This is a genomic window from Bradyrhizobium sp. KBS0727 (assembly GCF_005937885.2).
Taxonomy (GTDB): Bacteria; Pseudomonadota; Alphaproteobacteria; order Rhizobiales; family Xanthobacteraceae; genus Bradyrhizobium.
Map to the genome: position 1 here is coordinate 7,172,366 of NZ_CP042176.1, position 15,781 is coordinate 7,188,146.

The window sequence follows — 15,781 nt, forward strand, 5'->3', positions numbered from 1 at the left end:
CAAACTGTGCCACAGTTTTGGCGATCCCGATTCGGCCGGGATCAGGGGCCTGCGGCGGCGCCGAATGACTAAAATTGTTGTTTTTTGTGCGTTTCACGCCAGCGGCCGGCGACCCGGCGGGCTGGCTCTGCGGGGGAGGATATCGGCACATGCGGAGCGCGTCGGGAGGCCCCCGCGTCTTGTTGAGACGGCTCCGCGAAACCATGGCGGAGCAGGTCTCCGCACAGGAGCGCCTGGACAAGATCGTGGTGCTGATCGCGGCCAACATGGTGGCCGAGGTCTGCTCGACCTATGTGCTGCGCGTCGATAACACGCTCGAACTCTACGCCACCGAAGGTCTGAACCGCGACGCCGTGCACAGAACGGTCATGAGTGCGCATGAAGGCCTCGTCGGCCTCGTCGCCAGCGAAGCGACGCCGCTCAATCTCTCCGACGCGCAAAGCCATCCGGCGTTCTCGTTCCGCCCGGAAACCGGCGAAGAAATCTATCACTCGTTCCTCGGCGTGCCGATCCTGCGCGCCGGCAACACGCTCGGCGTGCTGGTGGTGCAGAACCGCGCCAAGCGCACCTATGTCGAGGAAGAGGTCGAGGCGCTGCAGACCACCGCCATGGTGCTGGCGGAAATGATCGCCTCCGGCGAACTGGCGGCGCTGGCGCAACCAGGTGCCGAGCCGGCGGCGCGGCACTCCCTGCACAAGACCGGCGCGATCCTCTCGGACGGCATCGCGCTCGGCCATGTCGTGCTGCACGAGCCGCGCGTCGTTATCACCAATTACATCGCCGAAGACCTGCCGAAGGAAATCAAGCGGCTCGACGCGGCGCTGGCCAAGCTGCGCGCCGACCTCGACCGCATGCTGGAGCGCGGCGACGTCGCCGAGGGCGGCGAGCACCGCGACGTGCTGGAAGCCTACCGCATGTTCGCCAACGACCACGGCTGGTCGCACAAGCTGCATGAAGCGGTTGCCACCGGCCTCACCGCCGAAGCCGCCGTCGAACGCGTGCAATCCGACACCCGCGCCCGCATGCTGCGCTCGACCGATCCTTATTTGCGCGACCGCCTGCACGACCTCGAGGATCTCGGCCACCGCCTGATGCGGCAACTGGTCGGCCAGGACCATGCGCCGTCGCGCGAGCAACTGCCCGAAAACGCCATCCTGATCGCGCGCGCGATGGGCCCGGCGGCGCTGCTCGACTATGACCGCAAGCGGCTGCGCGGCCTGGTGCTGGAGGAAGGCACCGCCAACTCCCACGTCTCGATCGTGGCGCGCGCGCTCGGCATTCCCGCCGTCGGCGAGATCGCCAATGCGCCTGGAATCGCCGATCCCGGCGACGCCATCATCGTCGACGGCACCTCGGGATCGATCTACGTGCGCCCCTCGGCCGAAATCGAATCGGCCTATGCCGAACGGGTACGGTTCAGGGCGCGGCGTCAGGCGCAATATGCGGCGCTGCGCGACAAGCCCTGCATCACCAAGGACGGCCAGCCGGTCGAACTGATGATCAACGCCGGCCTCGTGATCGACCTGCCGCATATCGACGACACCGGCAGCGCCGGCATCGGGCTGTTCCGCACCGAACTGCAGTTCATGGTCGGCCAGAGCCTGCCGCGCACCTCGGACCAGCTCGCGCTGTACCGCACCGTGCTCGATGCCGCCGGCACCAAGCCCGTCACCTTCCGCACGCTCGACATCGGCGGCGACAAGGCGCTGCCCTATATGGAAACCGTGATCGAGGAAAATCCCGCGCTCGGCTGGCGCGCGATCCGGCTCGGACTGGACCGGCCGGGCCTGTTGCGCGGCCAAATTCGCGCGCTGCTGCGGGCCGGCGGCGGTCGTGCGCTGAAGATCATGTTTCCGATGATTTCCGAAGTCGCCGAGTTCGACCAGGCCAAAGCCATCGTCGAGCGCGAGCTGACATATCTGCGCCAGCACGGCCATGCCCTGCCGGAGCGCATCGACGTCGGCACCATGATCGAAGTCCCGGCGCTGCTCTATCAGCTCGACGAAATCTTGAAGAAGGTCGATTTCGTCTCGGTCGGCTCCAACGATCTGTTCCAGTTCATGTTCGCGGTCGACCGCGGCAACGCCAAGGTTTCCGAGCGGTTCGACACCATGTCGGCGCCGATCCTGCGGGCGCTGCGCGATATTGTGCGCAAGGCCAATGCCGCCAAGAAGTCCGCCTCGCTGTGCGGCGAGATGGCCTCCAAGCCGCTTGGCGCGCTGGCGCTGATCGCGCTCGGCTACCGCTCGCTGTCGCTGTCCGCGACCGGCCACGGGCCGGTCAAGGCGCTGATCCTCGACCTCGATGCCAAGAAGGCCGAGGCGATGATCATGCCTCTGCTCGATGCGCCGTCGGGCAGCGTCTCGATCCGCGAGAGGCTGACTGCATTCGCGGAAGCCGAGGGGCTGTCGTTGTAGCGAGGCTCTCGCCCGATGACGCCACCCTCCTTATCCGCCGCTTGAGACCACCGCCATGTTACCCGAAGCCAAACTCGATATCCTGCTCGCCCACCACGCCTCGCTCGAGGCCGAGCTGCTGGGCCAATTGAGTTCCGAAAAGTACGTCCAGATCACGCGCGAGCTCGCCGAGCTCAATCCGCTGATCGAGGCGGTGAAAGCCTATCGCGCCGCTTTGGCCGAGATCGCGGACACCAAAACCCTGCTGGCGGATTCCGCCACCGATCCCGATATGCGCGGCATGGCGGAGGCCGAGCTCGAAACCTTGCAGGCGCAAGTCGACGACCTCGCGCAGAAGATCCGGGTGGCGCTGTTGCCCAAGGACGCCATGGACGACCGCAACGTGGTGCTGGAAATCCGCGCCGGCACCGGCGGCGACGAGGCCTCGCTGTTCGCCGGTGACCTGTTCCGGATGTACGAGCGGTTCGCGGCCTTGCAGGGCTGGAAGGTCGAGGTGATCTCGGCGTCGGAAGGCACCATGGGCGGCTACAAGGAAATCGTCGCCGAAGTGCAGGGCCGCGGCGCATTTGCAAAACTGAAATTCGAATCCGGCGTGCACCGAGTGCAGCGCGTGCCCGACACCGAAACCCAGGGACGCATTCACACCTCGGCGGCGACGGTCGCGGTATTGCCCGAGGTCGAGGACGTCGACGTCGACATCAAGAGCGATGATTTACGGATCGAGACCATGCGCGCGCAAGGCGCCGGCGGTCAGCACGTCAACAAGACGGAATCGGCGATCCGCATTACGCACATCCCGACCGGCATCGTCGTCATGATGCAGGACAGCCGCTCGCAGCACAAAAACCGCGCCTCCGCGATGAACATCCTGCGTTCGCGGATCTACGACGCCGAACAACAGCGAATCAACGCGGCGCGCTCCGCCGAACGCAAGGAGAAGGTCGGCTCCGGCGACCGCTCCGAGCGCATCCGCACCTACAATTTCCCGCAAGGCCGCGTCACCGACCACCGCATCAATCTGACGCTCTACAAACTGCCGCAGGTGATCGCGGGCGAAGCCCTGGGCGAATTGACCGACGCGCTGACGACCGAGCATCAGGCGGCCCAGCTCGCCGCCCAGGGCGCGGCGGCGTGAGCGCCAGCAAATCCTTCGCCGGTCAAACCATCGAGGCCGCGCGGCGCGCGCTCACGGCGCGATTCAAATCAGCCGCGCTCGACTCTGCCGGGCTCGATGCGCGGACGCTGGCCGGTCATGCGCTCGGCCTCGACCTCACCGGCCTGATCACATCGGCGCCGCGGCAACTCACGGACGATGAATCGGCGCGGCTCGAGGACTTCGCGCGCCGTCGTCTTGCGGGCGAGCCGGTCGCGCGCATTGTCGGCGAGAAGGAATTCTGGGGACTGCCGCTCAAGCTTTCGGCGGCAACGCTGGTGCCGCGGCCGGATACCGAGACCGTGGTCGAACTGGCGCTGGAATTGCTGCGTGCCGACGGCGCCACTGGTCATCCGCTGCGCATCGCCGATCTCGGCACCGGCTCGGGCGCGATCCTGCTGGCGTTGTTGTCGGAACTGCCAACGGCACAAGGATTCGGCACCGATATCTCGGAGCAGGCGCTGCAAACCGCCGCCGCCAATGCTGTCAGCGCCGGGCTCGCATCGCGCGCGACGTTCATCGCCTGCGATTACGCGACCGGACTGTCCGGCCCATTCGACCTGATCGTGTCGAACCCACCCTATATTCGCGCGACCGACATCGCCGGTCTGGCGGTGGAAGTCAGGAAATATGACCCGCGCACCGCCCTCGATGGCGGCGCCGACGGGCTGGATGCCTATCGTGCGCTGATTCCCCAAGCCGCCGGTCTTCTGGCACCGGGCGCAGCCCTGGTTGTGGAGGCCGGTGAGGGCCAAAGCGGCCCCATTAACGGTTTGATGACGCTGGCCGGACTGGCGCCCACAGGCGCCCCAAAAGCCGATCTGGCGGGCATTCCGAGGGCGGTCGCGGGCCGCAAAATGCCTCGATAAAGTCCCAAAAAACCACTTGGAATATTGCCCGGGAGCGACTACGTTCCGGCTACAACATCGGTCCAGGGTTGCTGGCCCCGTAGGATGTTACGGGTGGAGGCAGAGTTCTCGAAACGAGAGCCCACCGAGTGAAAGGTTCCAAAACGCAGGTCCAATTGAGCGCAATGGCTGAAGCTGTGCTGCTCTCGACCGCAAAGCGAACGAAAGCCTGATATTGCGCTTTAAGACTTACGCAACAACCCGTCACGCGAAGCGGTCATGCTCAATGATCCGGCTGGTTTTGGCAGGCTGAATGATTTGGTCCGGCTGGCTGACGATGCCGGCGGTTGGGGAACGCGTCTTTGTTGAACGCGATGGTTGGCGAAACCGACGACATGAAATTGAACGGCATCGCGATTCGGTGCGCCTCGGCGCGCGCGACATCGGATGAGGCTACGATGGCAACTGCATAACCTTCAGGGCTGGAATAAAGGCGAGACATGAGAAACGGTCAAAATAACAAGCGGATGCGTAACCGGAATAACAACAACAATAATAACAACAATAATAACCGGCGCGGACAAAACCCGATGACCCGGGTGTTCGAATCGAACGGGCCCGACATCAAGATCCGTGGTACCGCCTCCCACGTTGCGGAAAAATACGTCCAGCTCGCGCGCGATGCGCGCTCCTCTGGCGACCCGGTCGCAGCAGAGAACTACTACCAGCATGCCGAGCATTATTTCCGGCTGATCGCAGCCGCCCAGGAGCAGTTCCGGCAGAACCAGCCGCAGCCGCGCACCGAGAACGAAATGCCTTCGACGGACGAAGGCGAGGATGAGGGCGAGAGCTTCTCCAATTTCGGCCAGGAACCCGGCTTCGTTCCCCAGCAACCGCAGCCGTTCGTGCCGCGCGAAAACACTCAGCGCGATCACACTCAACGCGACTTTCAGCCGCGCGAGGGCCAGCCCTATCGCGACCAGCAGCCGCGCGAGCATCAGCCCCGCGAACATCGCGAGCGCGAACATCGTCCGCAGCCGCAATATCAGCCGCAACCCCAGCCGCAGCCCGTCATCGCCGACACCGGCGGCGTCGATCGCCTGCCGTCCTTCATCACCGGCCCGCAGCCGCAGGTGAACGGCACTCCCGGCGGTTTTGAAGGCAGTGGCGGCGGCGAACGTTTCCCGCGCCGTCGTCGCCGGCCGCACGGCCCGCGTCCCGAAGGCGCGGCCGCGCCTGCCGCTCCCAGCGAAGATTTCAATTCGGGAAATGAGTAAATAGCGCGATCGCCGACAGGCGTTCAGCAATCCAAGGGCGGGCACAGCGTGCCTGCCCTTTTTCTTATCCTGTTGCTTATCCCCTGGCCGTCGTCGACGACGATGGCACCAGCACCGGCGGCAGCGATGGGATCAGCCGCGTGCGTTCGCGGTGCGCGGGGATCGCGCGATAGACCTGCTTGGTCGCTTCCACGATATGCACGCCGGCGAACGGCAGCGACAGCGCGGCGCCGACGCGCTCCCACGCCATCGCCGAGCGCAGGAACCAGCCTTTTCCGACCGGCGGCAAAAACAGCGCCTCGCCCCACGCCGTCGGCGTAAACCAGGTCTGCCGCAGCAATTGCGTGATCTGCGCGCGCGAATAGGGCCGGCCGTGACCGAACGGCGTATTGTCGGTGCGCGTCCACACGCCGCGGCGATTAGGGATCACCGCGATCAGGCGGCCGGACGGCGCCAGCACGCGCCACACCTCGCGCAGCAATCGCTCCGGATCGTCGGACATTTCCAGCGAGTGGACCAGCAGGATGCGGTCTACCGCGGCATCCGGCAGCGGCATCGAAAATTCGTCGATCAGGGTCGCGAGCGCCGGCCGCGCGGTCGGCCATTTCAGCACGCCCTGCGCCGCCGGCATGAAGGCGATGCAACGCTCGGAGTCCTCGCGAAACAGCCCGAGATAGGGCGTCGGATAACCGAGCCCGAGCACGCGCAGGCCCTCCGCATCGGGCCAGCGCGCCCGGATGCCGCGGTTGATCAACTGCCGCGCCACAATGCCGAGGCGTCGCGAGTAGAAGTCCCGGAGATCGATGACGTCGATGGTCATGGGCGCAATCTAACACGACCGGTTTCGTTACGGCGCGCCGAAATTGGCATTGCCGTATGAGCGTTAACGCCATATTTCTGAAGAATAAAGCGGGCTGACCGCCTTACTTATGGAGTGATCATGGCCGCGGAAATTCGTACCTTTACCTGCCTCAACGACAATTTCGGCTATCTGATCCACGACCCCGCGACCAAGGCCACCGCGTCGATCGACGCGCCGGAAGCCGCCCCCATCATCCAGGCGCTGGAGCGCGAAGGCTGGACGCTGACGGACATCCTCATCACCCATCACCATCATGACCATGTCGGCGGCGTCGCCGAACTGAAGAAGAAGTACAATTGCCGCGTCGTGGCGCCGCACGACAAGGCGGCCTCGATCGCCGATGTCGATCTGCGCGTCGCCCACGGCGACGTCGTCAAGGTCGGCGGCCTGCTGGCGCGGGTGCTGGAGACGCCGGGCCATACGCTCGACCACATCTCCTATGTGTTCGACAGCGAGAAGGCGCTGTTTGCCGCCGACACGCTGTTCTCGATCGGTTGCGGCCGGGTGTTCGAGGGAACCTATCCGATGATGTGGGATTCGCTGCTGAAGCTGCGCGCGCTGCCGGACGATTTCAAACTCTATTGCGGCCACGAATATACCGCCTCCAACGTCAAGTTCGCGCTAACGGTCGAGTCCGACAATCCGGCGCTGCAGGCCCGCGCCGCGGAGGTGACGCGGCTGCGGGCGGACAACAAGCCGACGATCCCGGTGCTGCTCGGCGAGGAGAAGAAAGCCAACGTGTTCCTGCGCGCCGACGACCCTGCCGTGGCCGTGAAACTGCACATGAAGGGCGCTGCTGCGGCCGATGTGTTCGGCGAACTCCGCGAACGCAAGAACAAGTCCTGATGGCGCTTGCGATAACGGCCGCCGCGATTATCGCGCGGCTCGAACTGAAGCCGCATCCGGAAGGCGGGCACTATCGCGAGACGTTTCGCGACGCCAGCGTCGACACCAGCGGGCGTTCGCGCTCCACCGCGATCTATTTCCTGCTGGCCCGCGGCGAACGCTCGCACTGGCATCGCGTCGATGCGGTGGAAGTCTGGCACTATTACGCCGGCGACGCGCTGACCCTGCAGATCGCAGACGATCATGGACAACGCAGCGTGAAGCTCGGCGCCGATCTCGCGGCCGGCGAAGTGCCGCAGGCGATCGTGCCCGCGCACGCCTGGCAGGCCGCGGAGACCACCGGCGACTGGACCCTGGTCGGCTGCACCGTGGCACCGGGATTCGAATTTGCAAGATTCGAACTCGCCAAACCTGACTGGTTCCCGCCTCGCTAAAAATTGCGGTCGGGAATCGGGTGGGTTTCTCGCTCTCGCGTGTGCAATTTCCGTCCTCACAGGATGAGGAGCGGACGATGCACGGGACATTCAGCGTTTCACACCAGATCGAGCCGGCGATTCTCTATTTCGGCACGCCTGTCGTTCTGATCGGCTCGAGCAATGAGGACGGCTCGTTCAACCTCGCGCCGATGTCGTCGGCATGGTGGGTCGGCTGGCGCTGCATGCTGGGGCTCGCGCGCAATTCCAAGACCACCGAGAACATGATTCGCACAGGCGAATGCGTCCTCAATTTGCCATCGGCCGCCCTGGTCGGCGCGGTTAATCGGCTGGCGCGCACCACCGGTTCGGATCCGGTGCCGCCAGGCAAGACGATGCGCGGTTATCGGTATGAACGCCACAAGTTCGGCCTTTGCGGCCTGACGCCGGTGCCTGGCGACACGGTTGCCGCGCCGCGCGCGCTGGAATGCCCGGTGCAGATCGAGGCCAGGATCGCCCAGGTCCACGAGATGGCGCAGGAGGATGCCGTCTGGCGTGGAAATCTCACCGCGATCGAGGTGCGCGTGACCCGCGTGCATGCGCATGCGGGCCTGATGATGGCGGGCGAGCCCAACCGGATCGACCCCGACAAATGGCGCCCGCTGATCATGAGCTTTCAGCAATTCTACGGGCTGACGCCGGACAAACTGCAACGTTCCGAACTCGGACAGATTCCGGAAGCGATGTACAAGCCGCCGGGCTGGAAGCCGGCCGCCTAAGGCATCCTCCAGACCATATCCCTGGCTGCGATCAGGCCGCCGCCGGCAATCAGCACCGCGGCGATGGCGAGTGTGGCGCTCGGCTTGGCATAGCCCGCCAGAATCAGGAACGTCGTCGAGAGCAGCGGTGTTGCGTAGGAGGCGGCGCCCAGCACACGGATATCGCCGCGTTTCATGCCGATATCCCAGACAAAGAAGGCGGCGCCCACCGGGCCGACGCCGAGTGCGATAATCGCCAGCCACTGCCCGACCGTATCCGGCCAGACGGTGGTCTCGACCGCGCCATGGACGAGGGCCGCGAGCAGCGCGGTCACCAGACAGAAGCCGGCAACCGCATCGGTCGGCACGGCCTTGAGTTTGCGCGACATCACCGAATAGGCCGCCCACACGAAGGCGGCGACGAAGGCCGCGGCAAGGCCCGGGATCTGGCCCGGCGCGAAGCCGCGGCCGCCGTTACCCGCGAACAGCAAAACCGTGCCGGCCAACCCGAGCAACGCGCCGATGACGTGATGCGGCGCCAGTCGCTCGCCCGGCAACAGTGCCGAGAACAGCACGATCAATAGCGGCCACAGGTAATTCAAAAGACCGGCCTCGGCCGGCGGCGCGAAGCGCAGCGCGAGAAAATACAGCGCGTGATAGCCGAACAGTCCGCCGACGCCGACAACCCAGGCCGTCAACGGCTGTCGCAAACTTGCCAAGGCCGATGGCCGCCAGATCCAGCTTGAGAAAGCGACCGCGGCGCCGATCGCAAACGTCATGGCGGCCAACTGGAACGCTGGAATCTTCCCGGTCGCAACCGTCAGAACCGACAGCAGCGACCACATCAGGATCGCGGTCAGTCCGATCAGCGTGGCGGTGCGGGAGGTCATGGCTTCAGGCAATGGTCGAGTTTCTCTTGCGTCATGGCCGGGCATAACCATCTGCTTTGCGCAGATGCGTACACTTGTCTGCAGTCGCGGCCATCCACGGATTTCCTGCCGATGGTTCTAAAGACGTGGATGCCCGGCACAAGGCCGGGCATGACGACTTTCTAACATCGCTCGCGAGCCTGATCGGCGACTAACGCCGATCACACCATGTACTGGCCGCCATTGATCGTCATGGTCGAGCCGGTAATGCCGCCGGCTTCGTCGGCGGCGAGGAACACCACCGCGCGGGCGATTTCCTCGGGCTCGCCGAGGCGATTGACCGGGATCAGCGGCAGGATGCTCTTTTCCAGCACTTCCTTCGGCACCGCCTGCACCATTTCGGTGTTGATGTAGCCGGGGCAGATCGCATTCACCGTGATGCCGCCCTTGGCATTCTCCAGCGCCAACGCCTTGGTGAAGCCGATATCGCCGGCCTTGGCGGCCGAATAATTCACCTGACCGAACTGGCCCTTCTGGCCGTTGATCGAGGAGATGTTGATGACACGGCCGAATTTGCGGGCCCGCATGCCTTCGATCACCTGACGCGTCATATTGAACAGCGAGCCGAGATTGGTGTTGATGACCGCGTTCCACTGATCGAGCGTCATCTTGTGGAAAGCGCCGTCCTTGGTGATGCCGGCATTGTTGATAAGCACATCGACCGGACCGATGTCCGCCTCGACCTTCTTGACGCCCGCGGCACAGGCGTCGAACGAGCTGACGTCCCATTTGTAGACGGGGATGCCGGTATCGGCCTTGAACTTCTCGGCCGCAGCGTCGTTGCCGGCGTAACTTGCCGCAACCTTGTAGCCCGACACCTTCAGCGCCTTGCTGATCGCCGCACCGATGCCTCGCGTACCCCCCGTAACCAATGCAACACGTGCCATGTCGTAATCCTCCTTGGTGGCCTCTTCTTAAACGCCGGAATTATCCCGGTCTTCTCACGAAGTTCAATTCTGGGATTTGAAGCGTTCTCGCGAACACTCCAGAGATGAAAATGCCCGGCGCGAGACCGGGCATTTCAACGTTATCGATTCGAGCCGAAGTTGACAGATGATCTTTTCATCATTCAACCAGTCAACCTGCCTTCAGTTCAGTCGCGTGCGATGCACATCGCGATGCCCATGCCGCCGCCAATGCACAGCGTGGCGAGGCCCTTCTTGGCGTCGCGCTTCTGCATCTCGTGCAGCAGCGTCACCAGCACGCGCGCGCCGGAAGCGCCGACCGGATGACCGATCGCGATCGCGCCGCCGTTGACGTTGACCTTGGACGTATCCCAGCCGAGGTCCTTGTTGACCGCGCAGGCCTGCGCGGCGAAGGCCTCGTTGGCCTCGATCAGATCGAGGTCGCCGATGTTCCAGCCGGCCTTCTTCAGCGCGGCGCGCGAAGCCGGGATCGGGCCGGTGCCCATGATCTTGGGATCGACGCCGGCTTGGCCCCACGAGACGATGCGGCCGAGCACCTTCTTGCCTTCCTTGGCGGCCTGCTTGGCGGTCATCAGCACCACGGCGGCGGCGCCGTCATTGATGCCCGACGCGCTGCCGGCGGTGACGGTACCGTCCTTCTCGAAGGCCGGCTTCAGCTTGGCCATCGCGTCGACGGTCGCACCATGGCGCGGATATTCGTCGTCGCTGACGATGATGTCGCCCTTGCGGCTCTTGATGGTGACGGGGACGATCTCGTCCTTGAACTTGCCGGCCTTCTGCGCCGCCTCGGCCTTGTTCTGCGAGTGGACCGCGAATTCGTCCTGCTGCGCCCGGGTGATCTGGTACTGGCGGGCGACGTTCTCGGCGGTGTTGCCCATGTGGTAGCCGTTGAAGGCATCCCAGAGGCCGTCCTTGATCATGGTGTCGACCATTTCGAAGGCGCCCATCTTGACGCCGCCGCGCAGATACTGGGCGTGCGGGGCCATGCTCATGGATTCCTGGCCGCCGGCCACGACGATTTCGGAATCGCCGTTGAGCAGCGCCTGATAGCCCAGCGCGACGGTGCGCAGGCCGCTTCCGCAGAGCTGGTTGACGCCCCAGGCCGGGCTCTCGACCGGGATGCCGGCCGCGATCGAGGCCTGGCGGGCCGGGTTCTGGCCCTGCGCCGCGGTCAGGATCTGGCCCATGATGACTTCGGAGACCCGACCCGGCTCGATGCCGGCCCGCTCCAGCGCCGCCTTGATGGCGATCGCGCCGAGGTCGTGCGCCGGGGTGGTGGCGAACGCGCCGTTGAAACTGCCGACCGGGGTGCGGGCGGCGCTGACGATGACGACATCGTCTGACATGGACATCTCCTTTGACGTTTTGGGGCTTGAGGTTTCTCGACGGCGGGCGGCCGGATGGCGGGCCTGTCTCTTGGGCCCATCCTGTTAACCTCGGCATGATGTGTCAATCGGCCTGAGAGCAAAATCCCGCCGCGGCGCATTCAAAATAGCGCGCTTGGCGGTTTCCCGAGCAGCCTCCATGCCTTGGAATTAACCGTGCCGCACAAAACGGTAGCCGAACCCCGTTGAAAATGCTTACTTTGCTGCGTTGCGCTGCTCGTCTGCCCGTCGGCGAAGCCGTCGGGTTCCCCGCTCTCGGTGTTGATGTGTGAGCCCATGGCAAAGTCAGACCAACCTACAACGATCAAAAAATACGCCAACCGGCGGCTCTATAATACCGGCACCAGCACCTATGTGACGCTCGAGGATCTCGCAGCGATGGTGAAGGATGGCGAGGACTTTCTCGTCTATGACGCCAAGACCGGTGACGACATCACGCGCTCGGTGCTGGCGCAGATCATCTTCGAACAGGAAAACAAGGCCGGCCAGAATCTGCTGCCGACCACTTTCCTGCGCCAATTGATCCGCTTCTACGGCGACAGCATGCAGATGGTGGTGCCGAAATATCTCGAACAGTCGATCGACACGCTGACGCGCGAGCAGGAAAAATTCCGCAAGCAGCTCACCAACACCTTCAGCGGAACGCCGTTCGCACCGCTTGAAGAGCACGTGCGCCGCAATATGGAATTGTTCCAGCAGACGTTCGCGATGTTCAAGCCGTTCGTGCCGCCGCGCGCCGGATCGGCCGCGCCCGAACCGGAGAAGGCGCCGGAGCCCGCGGCCAACGAAGACAACATCGACGACCTTCGTCGCCAGATGAAGGACATGCAGGACCGTCTCGAGCGCATGTCGAAAGAGCCGAAGAAGGAAGAGTAGGACTCTTTCTCGCCCGCTGCTTTCATTTTATTTGCGTCATGGCCGGGTGTAGTAGTCTGCTTTACGCAGACTACGTAAACTTGTCTGCGCTCCCGGCCATCCACGTTTTTGGAGCTGTGAGTTCGAAGGGATGCCGGGCACATCCAGCGCGAAGACGCGCCCGGGCACGACAATCACTACTGCTTTTCGATTTAGTCTAACTCACCGCCGGCAACGCCGTATCGGCTGCCACGCTCCAGGGCCGCTGCGGCGACGCAAGGCCGATCAGACGGCCCTGGATGTAGTCGCAGCCCCATTCGCGCAGCATGACCGCGGCTTCCTCGTCCTGCACCCATTCCGCCACCGTCTTGATCTGCAGCCGGCGGGCAAGGTCGATCAGCGTCTGCACGAAGGCGCGATCGTCGGCCGAGCGCGCGATGTTCTGCACGAAGGCGCCATCGATCTTGACGATGTCGACGCCGAGCTTGCGCAGATTGCGGAACGAGGTGTAGCCGGCGCCGAAATCGTCGATCGCGATCCGGCTGCCGAATCGCTTGAGGCGGGTGATGAAGCCCCTGATCTCGTCGATATCCTGGATCGCGACGGTTTCGGTGATCTCGACGATCAGCCGCTCGCCGACGCCGGGATGCGCCTGCATCAGCGATTCGATTCCGGTCCACCAGTCTGGATCCATCGTGGTGTCGGGCGAGATGTTGAGGCTGAGCTGAACGTTCGGTGCGGCCGCGAGTTCGGCAACCGCGAGTTCGAGCACGCGATGATCGACCAGACGAATGAGACCCAGCCGCTCCGCGACCGGAACGATATCGGGGGCCAGCAGCGCCCGGCCGTCGTCCTGCTCCATCCGCACCAGGCATTCATAGAACGCCGGCTGCCGCGAGCGCGCTTCCACCACCGGTTCGAACGCGGTGACGATCCGGCGCTCGTTCAGCGCGGTCACGATCTCGTCGGTGACGCGAATGTTGACGCGGCGCTGGGCGTCACGCTCGACATTCGGACGCCACAGCGAGAACGATCCGGCGCGCCGGCGCTTGGCGGCATCGAGCGTTTCCTGGGCGCGGTTGACGGCCTCGTCGGCATTGCGCGCATAACGCGGCACGCTGATCGCGCCGATCGATGCCGTCACCGACACCGGCCCGGACACGGTCGGCACCACCTCGTCGCGGATGCCGGCGAGAAAGCGCTCGGCCGCGACATTGGTGTCGTCGACGGTGCAGTTGCGCAGGATCAGCCCGAATTTGTTGCCGGAGAATCGTCCGAGCACGTCGCCGCCGCGCAGCCGCGCCCGAATCCGTTTGCCCACTTCGGCGATCACGGCGTCCGCCACGTCGAAGCCGAAGGCATCATTGACGCGCGCCAGATGATCGATCCCGATCAGCATGAAAGCGCAGGACGCACGCGAGCGTGTGACTTCCTCGATCGCTTCGGCCAGCGAGGCGATCAGGTGGGTGCGATTGAGTTCGCCGGTGAGCGGATCGTTCCGCGACAGCCTCATGAGCTGCTCGTCGCGGGCGTGGCGCTCGTTGTCGACGCGGACGACGCCTTGCGCGCGCGCCGGCCTGCCGTCGGGCCCTGCGAACCAGCAGCCGGTTTCCTCGATCCAGATCACGGGCGCCGACATCGAGGTCCGCACGCCATATTCGATCCGGTAGGCGACCGCTTCCCCGCTCCGCGGCGGCGCCGACTGGCCGAGCGCGTCCGACCGGATCGAGCGCACAGGCTCGATCAGCCTGGCGAACTCGGTGGCGCTGGTAAGCGCCTGCAGCGGAACATCGGTGAATACGGCGACGGCGTTGTCGCTCCAGGCGATGGTGTCGGCCGCGATATCCCAGACGAACGCCGCCTGTCCAAGCGAGGCAAGGATGCTGGCAGCTTGCGGCACAGGGGGCATCAGATCGCCTCGATTCGGGACATCGCCGGATGATTCCCGCACAAGAGGATAGAGGTTGTTTCGAATCAGAGGCTAGGCAAAGTTCATAAACAATCCGGAAACCACGTTTCACGGCAGTCCCGGACCTTCCGGGAACCAGCAACCACCGACCGGCATAGGCCTTGCGAGGCAAGGATCGCAGCGGGGCGTAACGTCCCAAAACGTGACAGTTAACCGGTTACGGTGTGCGATGCTGGATGTCGATCGATCAGAACAGACGCTGGACGGCGAGGTATTGAGCCCCGACGAACCCGGCTGCGTCGAGCTGGTGCCGGTGACCCCATCCGTGCACTGGATGCCGAAACGCCCCATCAGCCGGCCTGACTCGGGCTTTGTTACCCATTTGATCGCGACCGCGGCGCAGGCGCCGCAGACCCGCACCCTGCGGCGAGGCTCGCTGGCCGAAGCACAGACGGCCTACGGCGCCCGTCAGGTCCCGCGCCATGGCATAGGCTTCCGGACGCGGCAGGTCGTGTAGATCAAGCCGGCCAAGTCTTTTGCCAAGTCTTTTCGAGAGCGCTCAGCGCTGCGGAGTGTCCGGCGACGGATGCGAACCGCTGCCCGGCTGCAGTCCCGGTGACGGGATTTCCGGCGATGCCACATGCGGCGCGGCGGCCGGTTGCGCCGATGTCGGCTCGGGATGATCGACCAGCACGGCTTCGGCGACCGAGGCCGCCGCGGGCGACGACGGCGCAGGCGCGGGCGCGGGATCGAATTGGGGTTCGGCTGCCGGCGCCGCGGCCTTTCCGGCGTTCTTCCTTGAGACCGCGGGCGCAGCCGCTACAACGACTCTGCGCCGCGTGCGCAGCGCGAGGCCGGAGAGGAAATCCACCATCGACAGCGCGACCAGCAGGAAATAGGTCGAGGTGCCGAATTTAGGCCACAGCACGAATTCGGCCGCGGCCGCGCCGAATACGATCAGCGACAACAAATGGTCGGTCAGATATTTCGCACCGGGGCGGGCGCCTTTGATGACTTCGCACATCAAGAGCAGGATGCCGAGCGCGAGCAGCACGTCGCTCAGCGTCAGCGGCCATTCGGTGCCCGACATCAACGCCAGCTTCACCAGCGGATCCGTGAAGGACACGCCGGGCATCAGGAAGACGATGATGTTGTAGATCGCGAGCGGAATCAGAAGTAGCGGAAAACCGACCATGGCGAGGC

At 64.5% G+C, this 15,781-nt stretch carries 15 protein-coding genes; 9 read left to right on the forward strand and 6 right to left on the reverse strand.

The genetic code is table 11. The features are described from left to right. Positions 1-149: 149 nt before the first annotated feature. The 4 genes from ptsP (at position 150) to FFI89_RS33560 (ending at position 5,695) form a co-directional block, all read left to right on the forward strand. Positions 150-2,417 (forward strand): phosphoenolpyruvate--protein phosphotransferase, encoded by a 2,268-nt coding sequence (gene ptsP, locus FFI89_RS33545; protein ID WP_138831720.1) that lies wholly within the window; start codon positions 150-152, stop codon positions 2,415-2,417. 55 nt (positions 2,418-2,472) lie between these two features. Continuing rightward, entirely contained in the window at positions 2,473-3,552 is a 1,080-nt protein-coding gene (gene prfA / locus FFI89_RS33550; RefSeq protein WP_138831721.1) for a peptide chain release factor 1, read from the forward strand. Continuing rightward, complete coding sequence (prmC, locus tag FFI89_RS33555; RefSeq protein ID WP_138831722.1) at positions 3,549-4,439, forward strand: peptide chain release factor N(5)-glutamine methyltransferase; 891 nt, start codon at positions 3,549-3,551, stop codon at positions 4,437-4,439. Before prfA ends, prmC begins: the two co-directional genes overlap by 4 nt. 479 nt (positions 4,440-4,918) lie before the next feature. Beyond that, positions 4,919-5,695, forward strand: a complete 777-nt coding sequence (locus FFI89_RS33560) for a DUF4167 domain-containing protein (protein ID WP_138831723.1) — start codon at positions 4,919-4,921, stop codon at positions 5,693-5,695. A gap of 76 nt (positions 5,696-5,771) precedes the next feature. Here the strand turns inward: FFI89_RS33560 and FFI89_RS33565 are convergent, their stop codons facing one another. Then, positions 5,772-6,515, reverse strand: coding sequence for a methyltransferase domain-containing protein (locus FFI89_RS33565; RefSeq protein WP_138831724.1), 744 nt, complete (start codon positions 6,513-6,515; stop codon positions 5,772-5,774). 120 nt (positions 6,516-6,635) lie between these two features. On the opposite strand from FFI89_RS33565, the gene gloB reads away from it, so the two are divergent. From gloB to FFI89_RS33580, 3 genes are all read left to right on the forward strand, one after another. Beyond that, positions 6,636-7,403, forward strand: a complete 768-nt coding sequence (gloB, locus tag FFI89_RS33570; RefSeq protein WP_138831725.1) for a hydroxyacylglutathione hydrolase — start codon at positions 6,636-6,638, stop codon at positions 7,401-7,403. Beyond that, on the forward strand, positions 7,403-7,837 hold the full coding sequence (locus FFI89_RS33575; protein WP_138831726.1) for a cupin domain-containing protein: 435 nt from the start codon (positions 7,403-7,405) through the stop codon (positions 7,835-7,837). The genes gloB and FFI89_RS33575 overlap by 1 nt, the downstream gene beginning before the upstream one ends. A gap of 77 nt (positions 7,838-7,914) precedes the next feature. Next, positions 7,915-8,595: a flavin reductase family protein gene (locus FFI89_RS33580; RefSeq protein ID WP_138831727.1), complete on the forward strand. Its 681-nt coding sequence runs from the start codon at positions 7,915-7,917 to the stop codon at positions 8,593-8,595. On the opposite strand, the gene FFI89_RS33585 is transcribed toward FFI89_RS33580, so the two are convergent. The 3 genes from FFI89_RS33585 to FFI89_RS33595 form a co-directional block, all read right to left on the reverse strand. After that, the gene (locus FFI89_RS33585; RefSeq protein WP_138831728.1) at positions 8,592-9,464 is read right to left on the reverse strand and encodes a DMT family transporter; all 873 of its coding nucleotides are present in this window, start codon (positions 9,462-9,464) and stop codon (positions 8,592-8,594) included. The two genes, FFI89_RS33580 and FFI89_RS33585, sit on opposite strands and share 4 nt — an antisense overlap. Positions 9,465-9,664: 200 nt before the next feature. After that, entirely contained in the window at positions 9,665-10,390 is a 726-nt protein-coding gene (phbB, locus tag FFI89_RS33590) for an acetoacetyl-CoA reductase (protein ID WP_138831729.1), read from the reverse strand. Between the two features lie 206 nt (positions 10,391-10,596). Further along, positions 10,597-11,775, reverse strand: coding sequence for an acetyl-CoA C-acetyltransferase (locus FFI89_RS33595; protein WP_138831730.1), 1,179 nt, complete (start codon positions 11,773-11,775; stop codon positions 10,597-10,599). Positions 11,776-12,090: 315 nt separating this feature from the next. On the opposite strand from FFI89_RS33595, the gene phaR reads away from it, so the two are divergent. Next, positions 12,091-12,690, forward strand: coding sequence for a polyhydroxyalkanoate synthesis repressor PhaR (phaR, locus tag FFI89_RS33600; RefSeq protein ID WP_138831731.1), 600 nt, complete (start codon positions 12,091-12,093; stop codon positions 12,688-12,690). Positions 12,691-12,886: 196 nt separating this feature from the next. Here the strand turns inward: phaR and FFI89_RS33605 are convergent, their stop codons facing one another. After that, on the reverse strand, positions 12,887-14,578 hold the full coding sequence (locus tag FFI89_RS33605; RefSeq protein ID WP_138831732.1) for a bifunctional diguanylate cyclase/phosphodiesterase: 1,692 nt from the start codon (positions 14,576-14,578) through the stop codon (positions 12,887-12,889). Positions 14,579-14,807: 229 nt separating this feature from the next. Between FFI89_RS33605 and FFI89_RS33610 the strand changes: the two genes are divergently transcribed. Beyond that, a complete protein-coding gene (locus tag FFI89_RS33610; RefSeq protein WP_138831733.1) occupies positions 14,808-15,095 on the forward strand; it encodes a hypothetical protein in 288 nt (95 codons plus the stop codon). A 42-nt stretch (positions 15,096-15,137) separates the two neighbouring features. Here the strand turns inward: FFI89_RS33610 and FFI89_RS33615 are convergent, their stop codons facing one another. Beyond that, positions 15,138-15,773 (reverse strand): hypothetical protein, encoded by a 636-nt coding sequence (locus tag FFI89_RS33615; protein WP_138831734.1) that lies wholly within the window; start codon positions 15,771-15,773, stop codon positions 15,138-15,140. Positions 15,774-15,781 lie beyond the last annotated feature (8 nt).

What these genes read in the sequence shown, in the direction of transcription:
- FFI89_RS33560 (WP_138831723.1), top strand. Translation starts at nt 4,919, where the DNA reads ATGAGAAACGGTCAAAATAACAAGCGGATGCGTAACCGGAATAACAAC.
- FFI89_RS33605 (WP_138831732.1), bottom strand. Translation starts at nt 14,578, where the DNA reads ATGCCCCCTGTGCCGCAAGCTGCCAGCATCCTTGCCTCGCTTGGACAG.
- prfA (WP_138831721.1), top strand. Translation starts at nt 2,473, where the DNA reads ATGTTACCCGAAGCCAAACTCGATATCCTGCTCGCCCACCACGCCTCG.
- ptsP (WP_138831720.1), top strand. Translation starts at nt 150, where the DNA reads ATGCGGAGCGCGTCGGGAGGCCCCCGCGTCTTGTTGAGACGGCTCCGC.
- FFI89_RS33615 (WP_138831734.1), bottom strand. Translation starts at nt 15,773, where the DNA reads ATGGTCGGTTTTCCGCTACTTCTGATTCCGCTCGCGATCTACAACATC.
- FFI89_RS33575 (WP_138831726.1), top strand. Translation starts at nt 7,403, where the DNA reads ATGGCGCTTGCGATAACGGCCGCCGCGATTATCGCGCGGCTCGAACTG.
- gloB (WP_138831725.1), top strand. Translation starts at nt 6,636, where the DNA reads ATGGCCGCGGAAATTCGTACCTTTACCTGCCTCAACGACAATTTCGGC.
- FFI89_RS33610 (WP_138831733.1), top strand. Translation starts at nt 14,808, where the DNA reads ATGCTGGATGTCGATCGATCAGAACAGACGCTGGACGGCGAGGTATTG.
- FFI89_RS33585 (WP_138831728.1), bottom strand. Translation starts at nt 9,464, where the DNA reads ATGACCTCCCGCACCGCCACGCTGATCGGACTGACCGCGATCCTGATG.
- FFI89_RS33580 (WP_138831727.1), top strand. Translation starts at nt 7,915, where the DNA reads ATGCACGGGACATTCAGCGTTTCACACCAGATCGAGCCGGCGATTCTC.
- FFI89_RS33595 (WP_138831730.1), bottom strand. Translation starts at nt 11,775, where the DNA reads ATGTCAGACGATGTCGTCATCGTCAGCGCCGCCCGCACCCCGGTCGGC.
- phaR (WP_138831731.1), top strand. Translation starts at nt 12,091, where the DNA reads ATGGCAAAGTCAGACCAACCTACAACGATCAAAAAATACGCCAACCGG.
- FFI89_RS33565 (WP_138831724.1), bottom strand. Translation starts at nt 6,515, where the DNA reads ATGACCATCGACGTCATCGATCTCCGGGACTTCTACTCGCGACGCCTC.
- phbB (WP_138831729.1), bottom strand. Translation starts at nt 10,390, where the DNA reads ATGGCACGTGTTGCATTGGTTACGGGGGGTACGCGAGGCATCGGTGCG.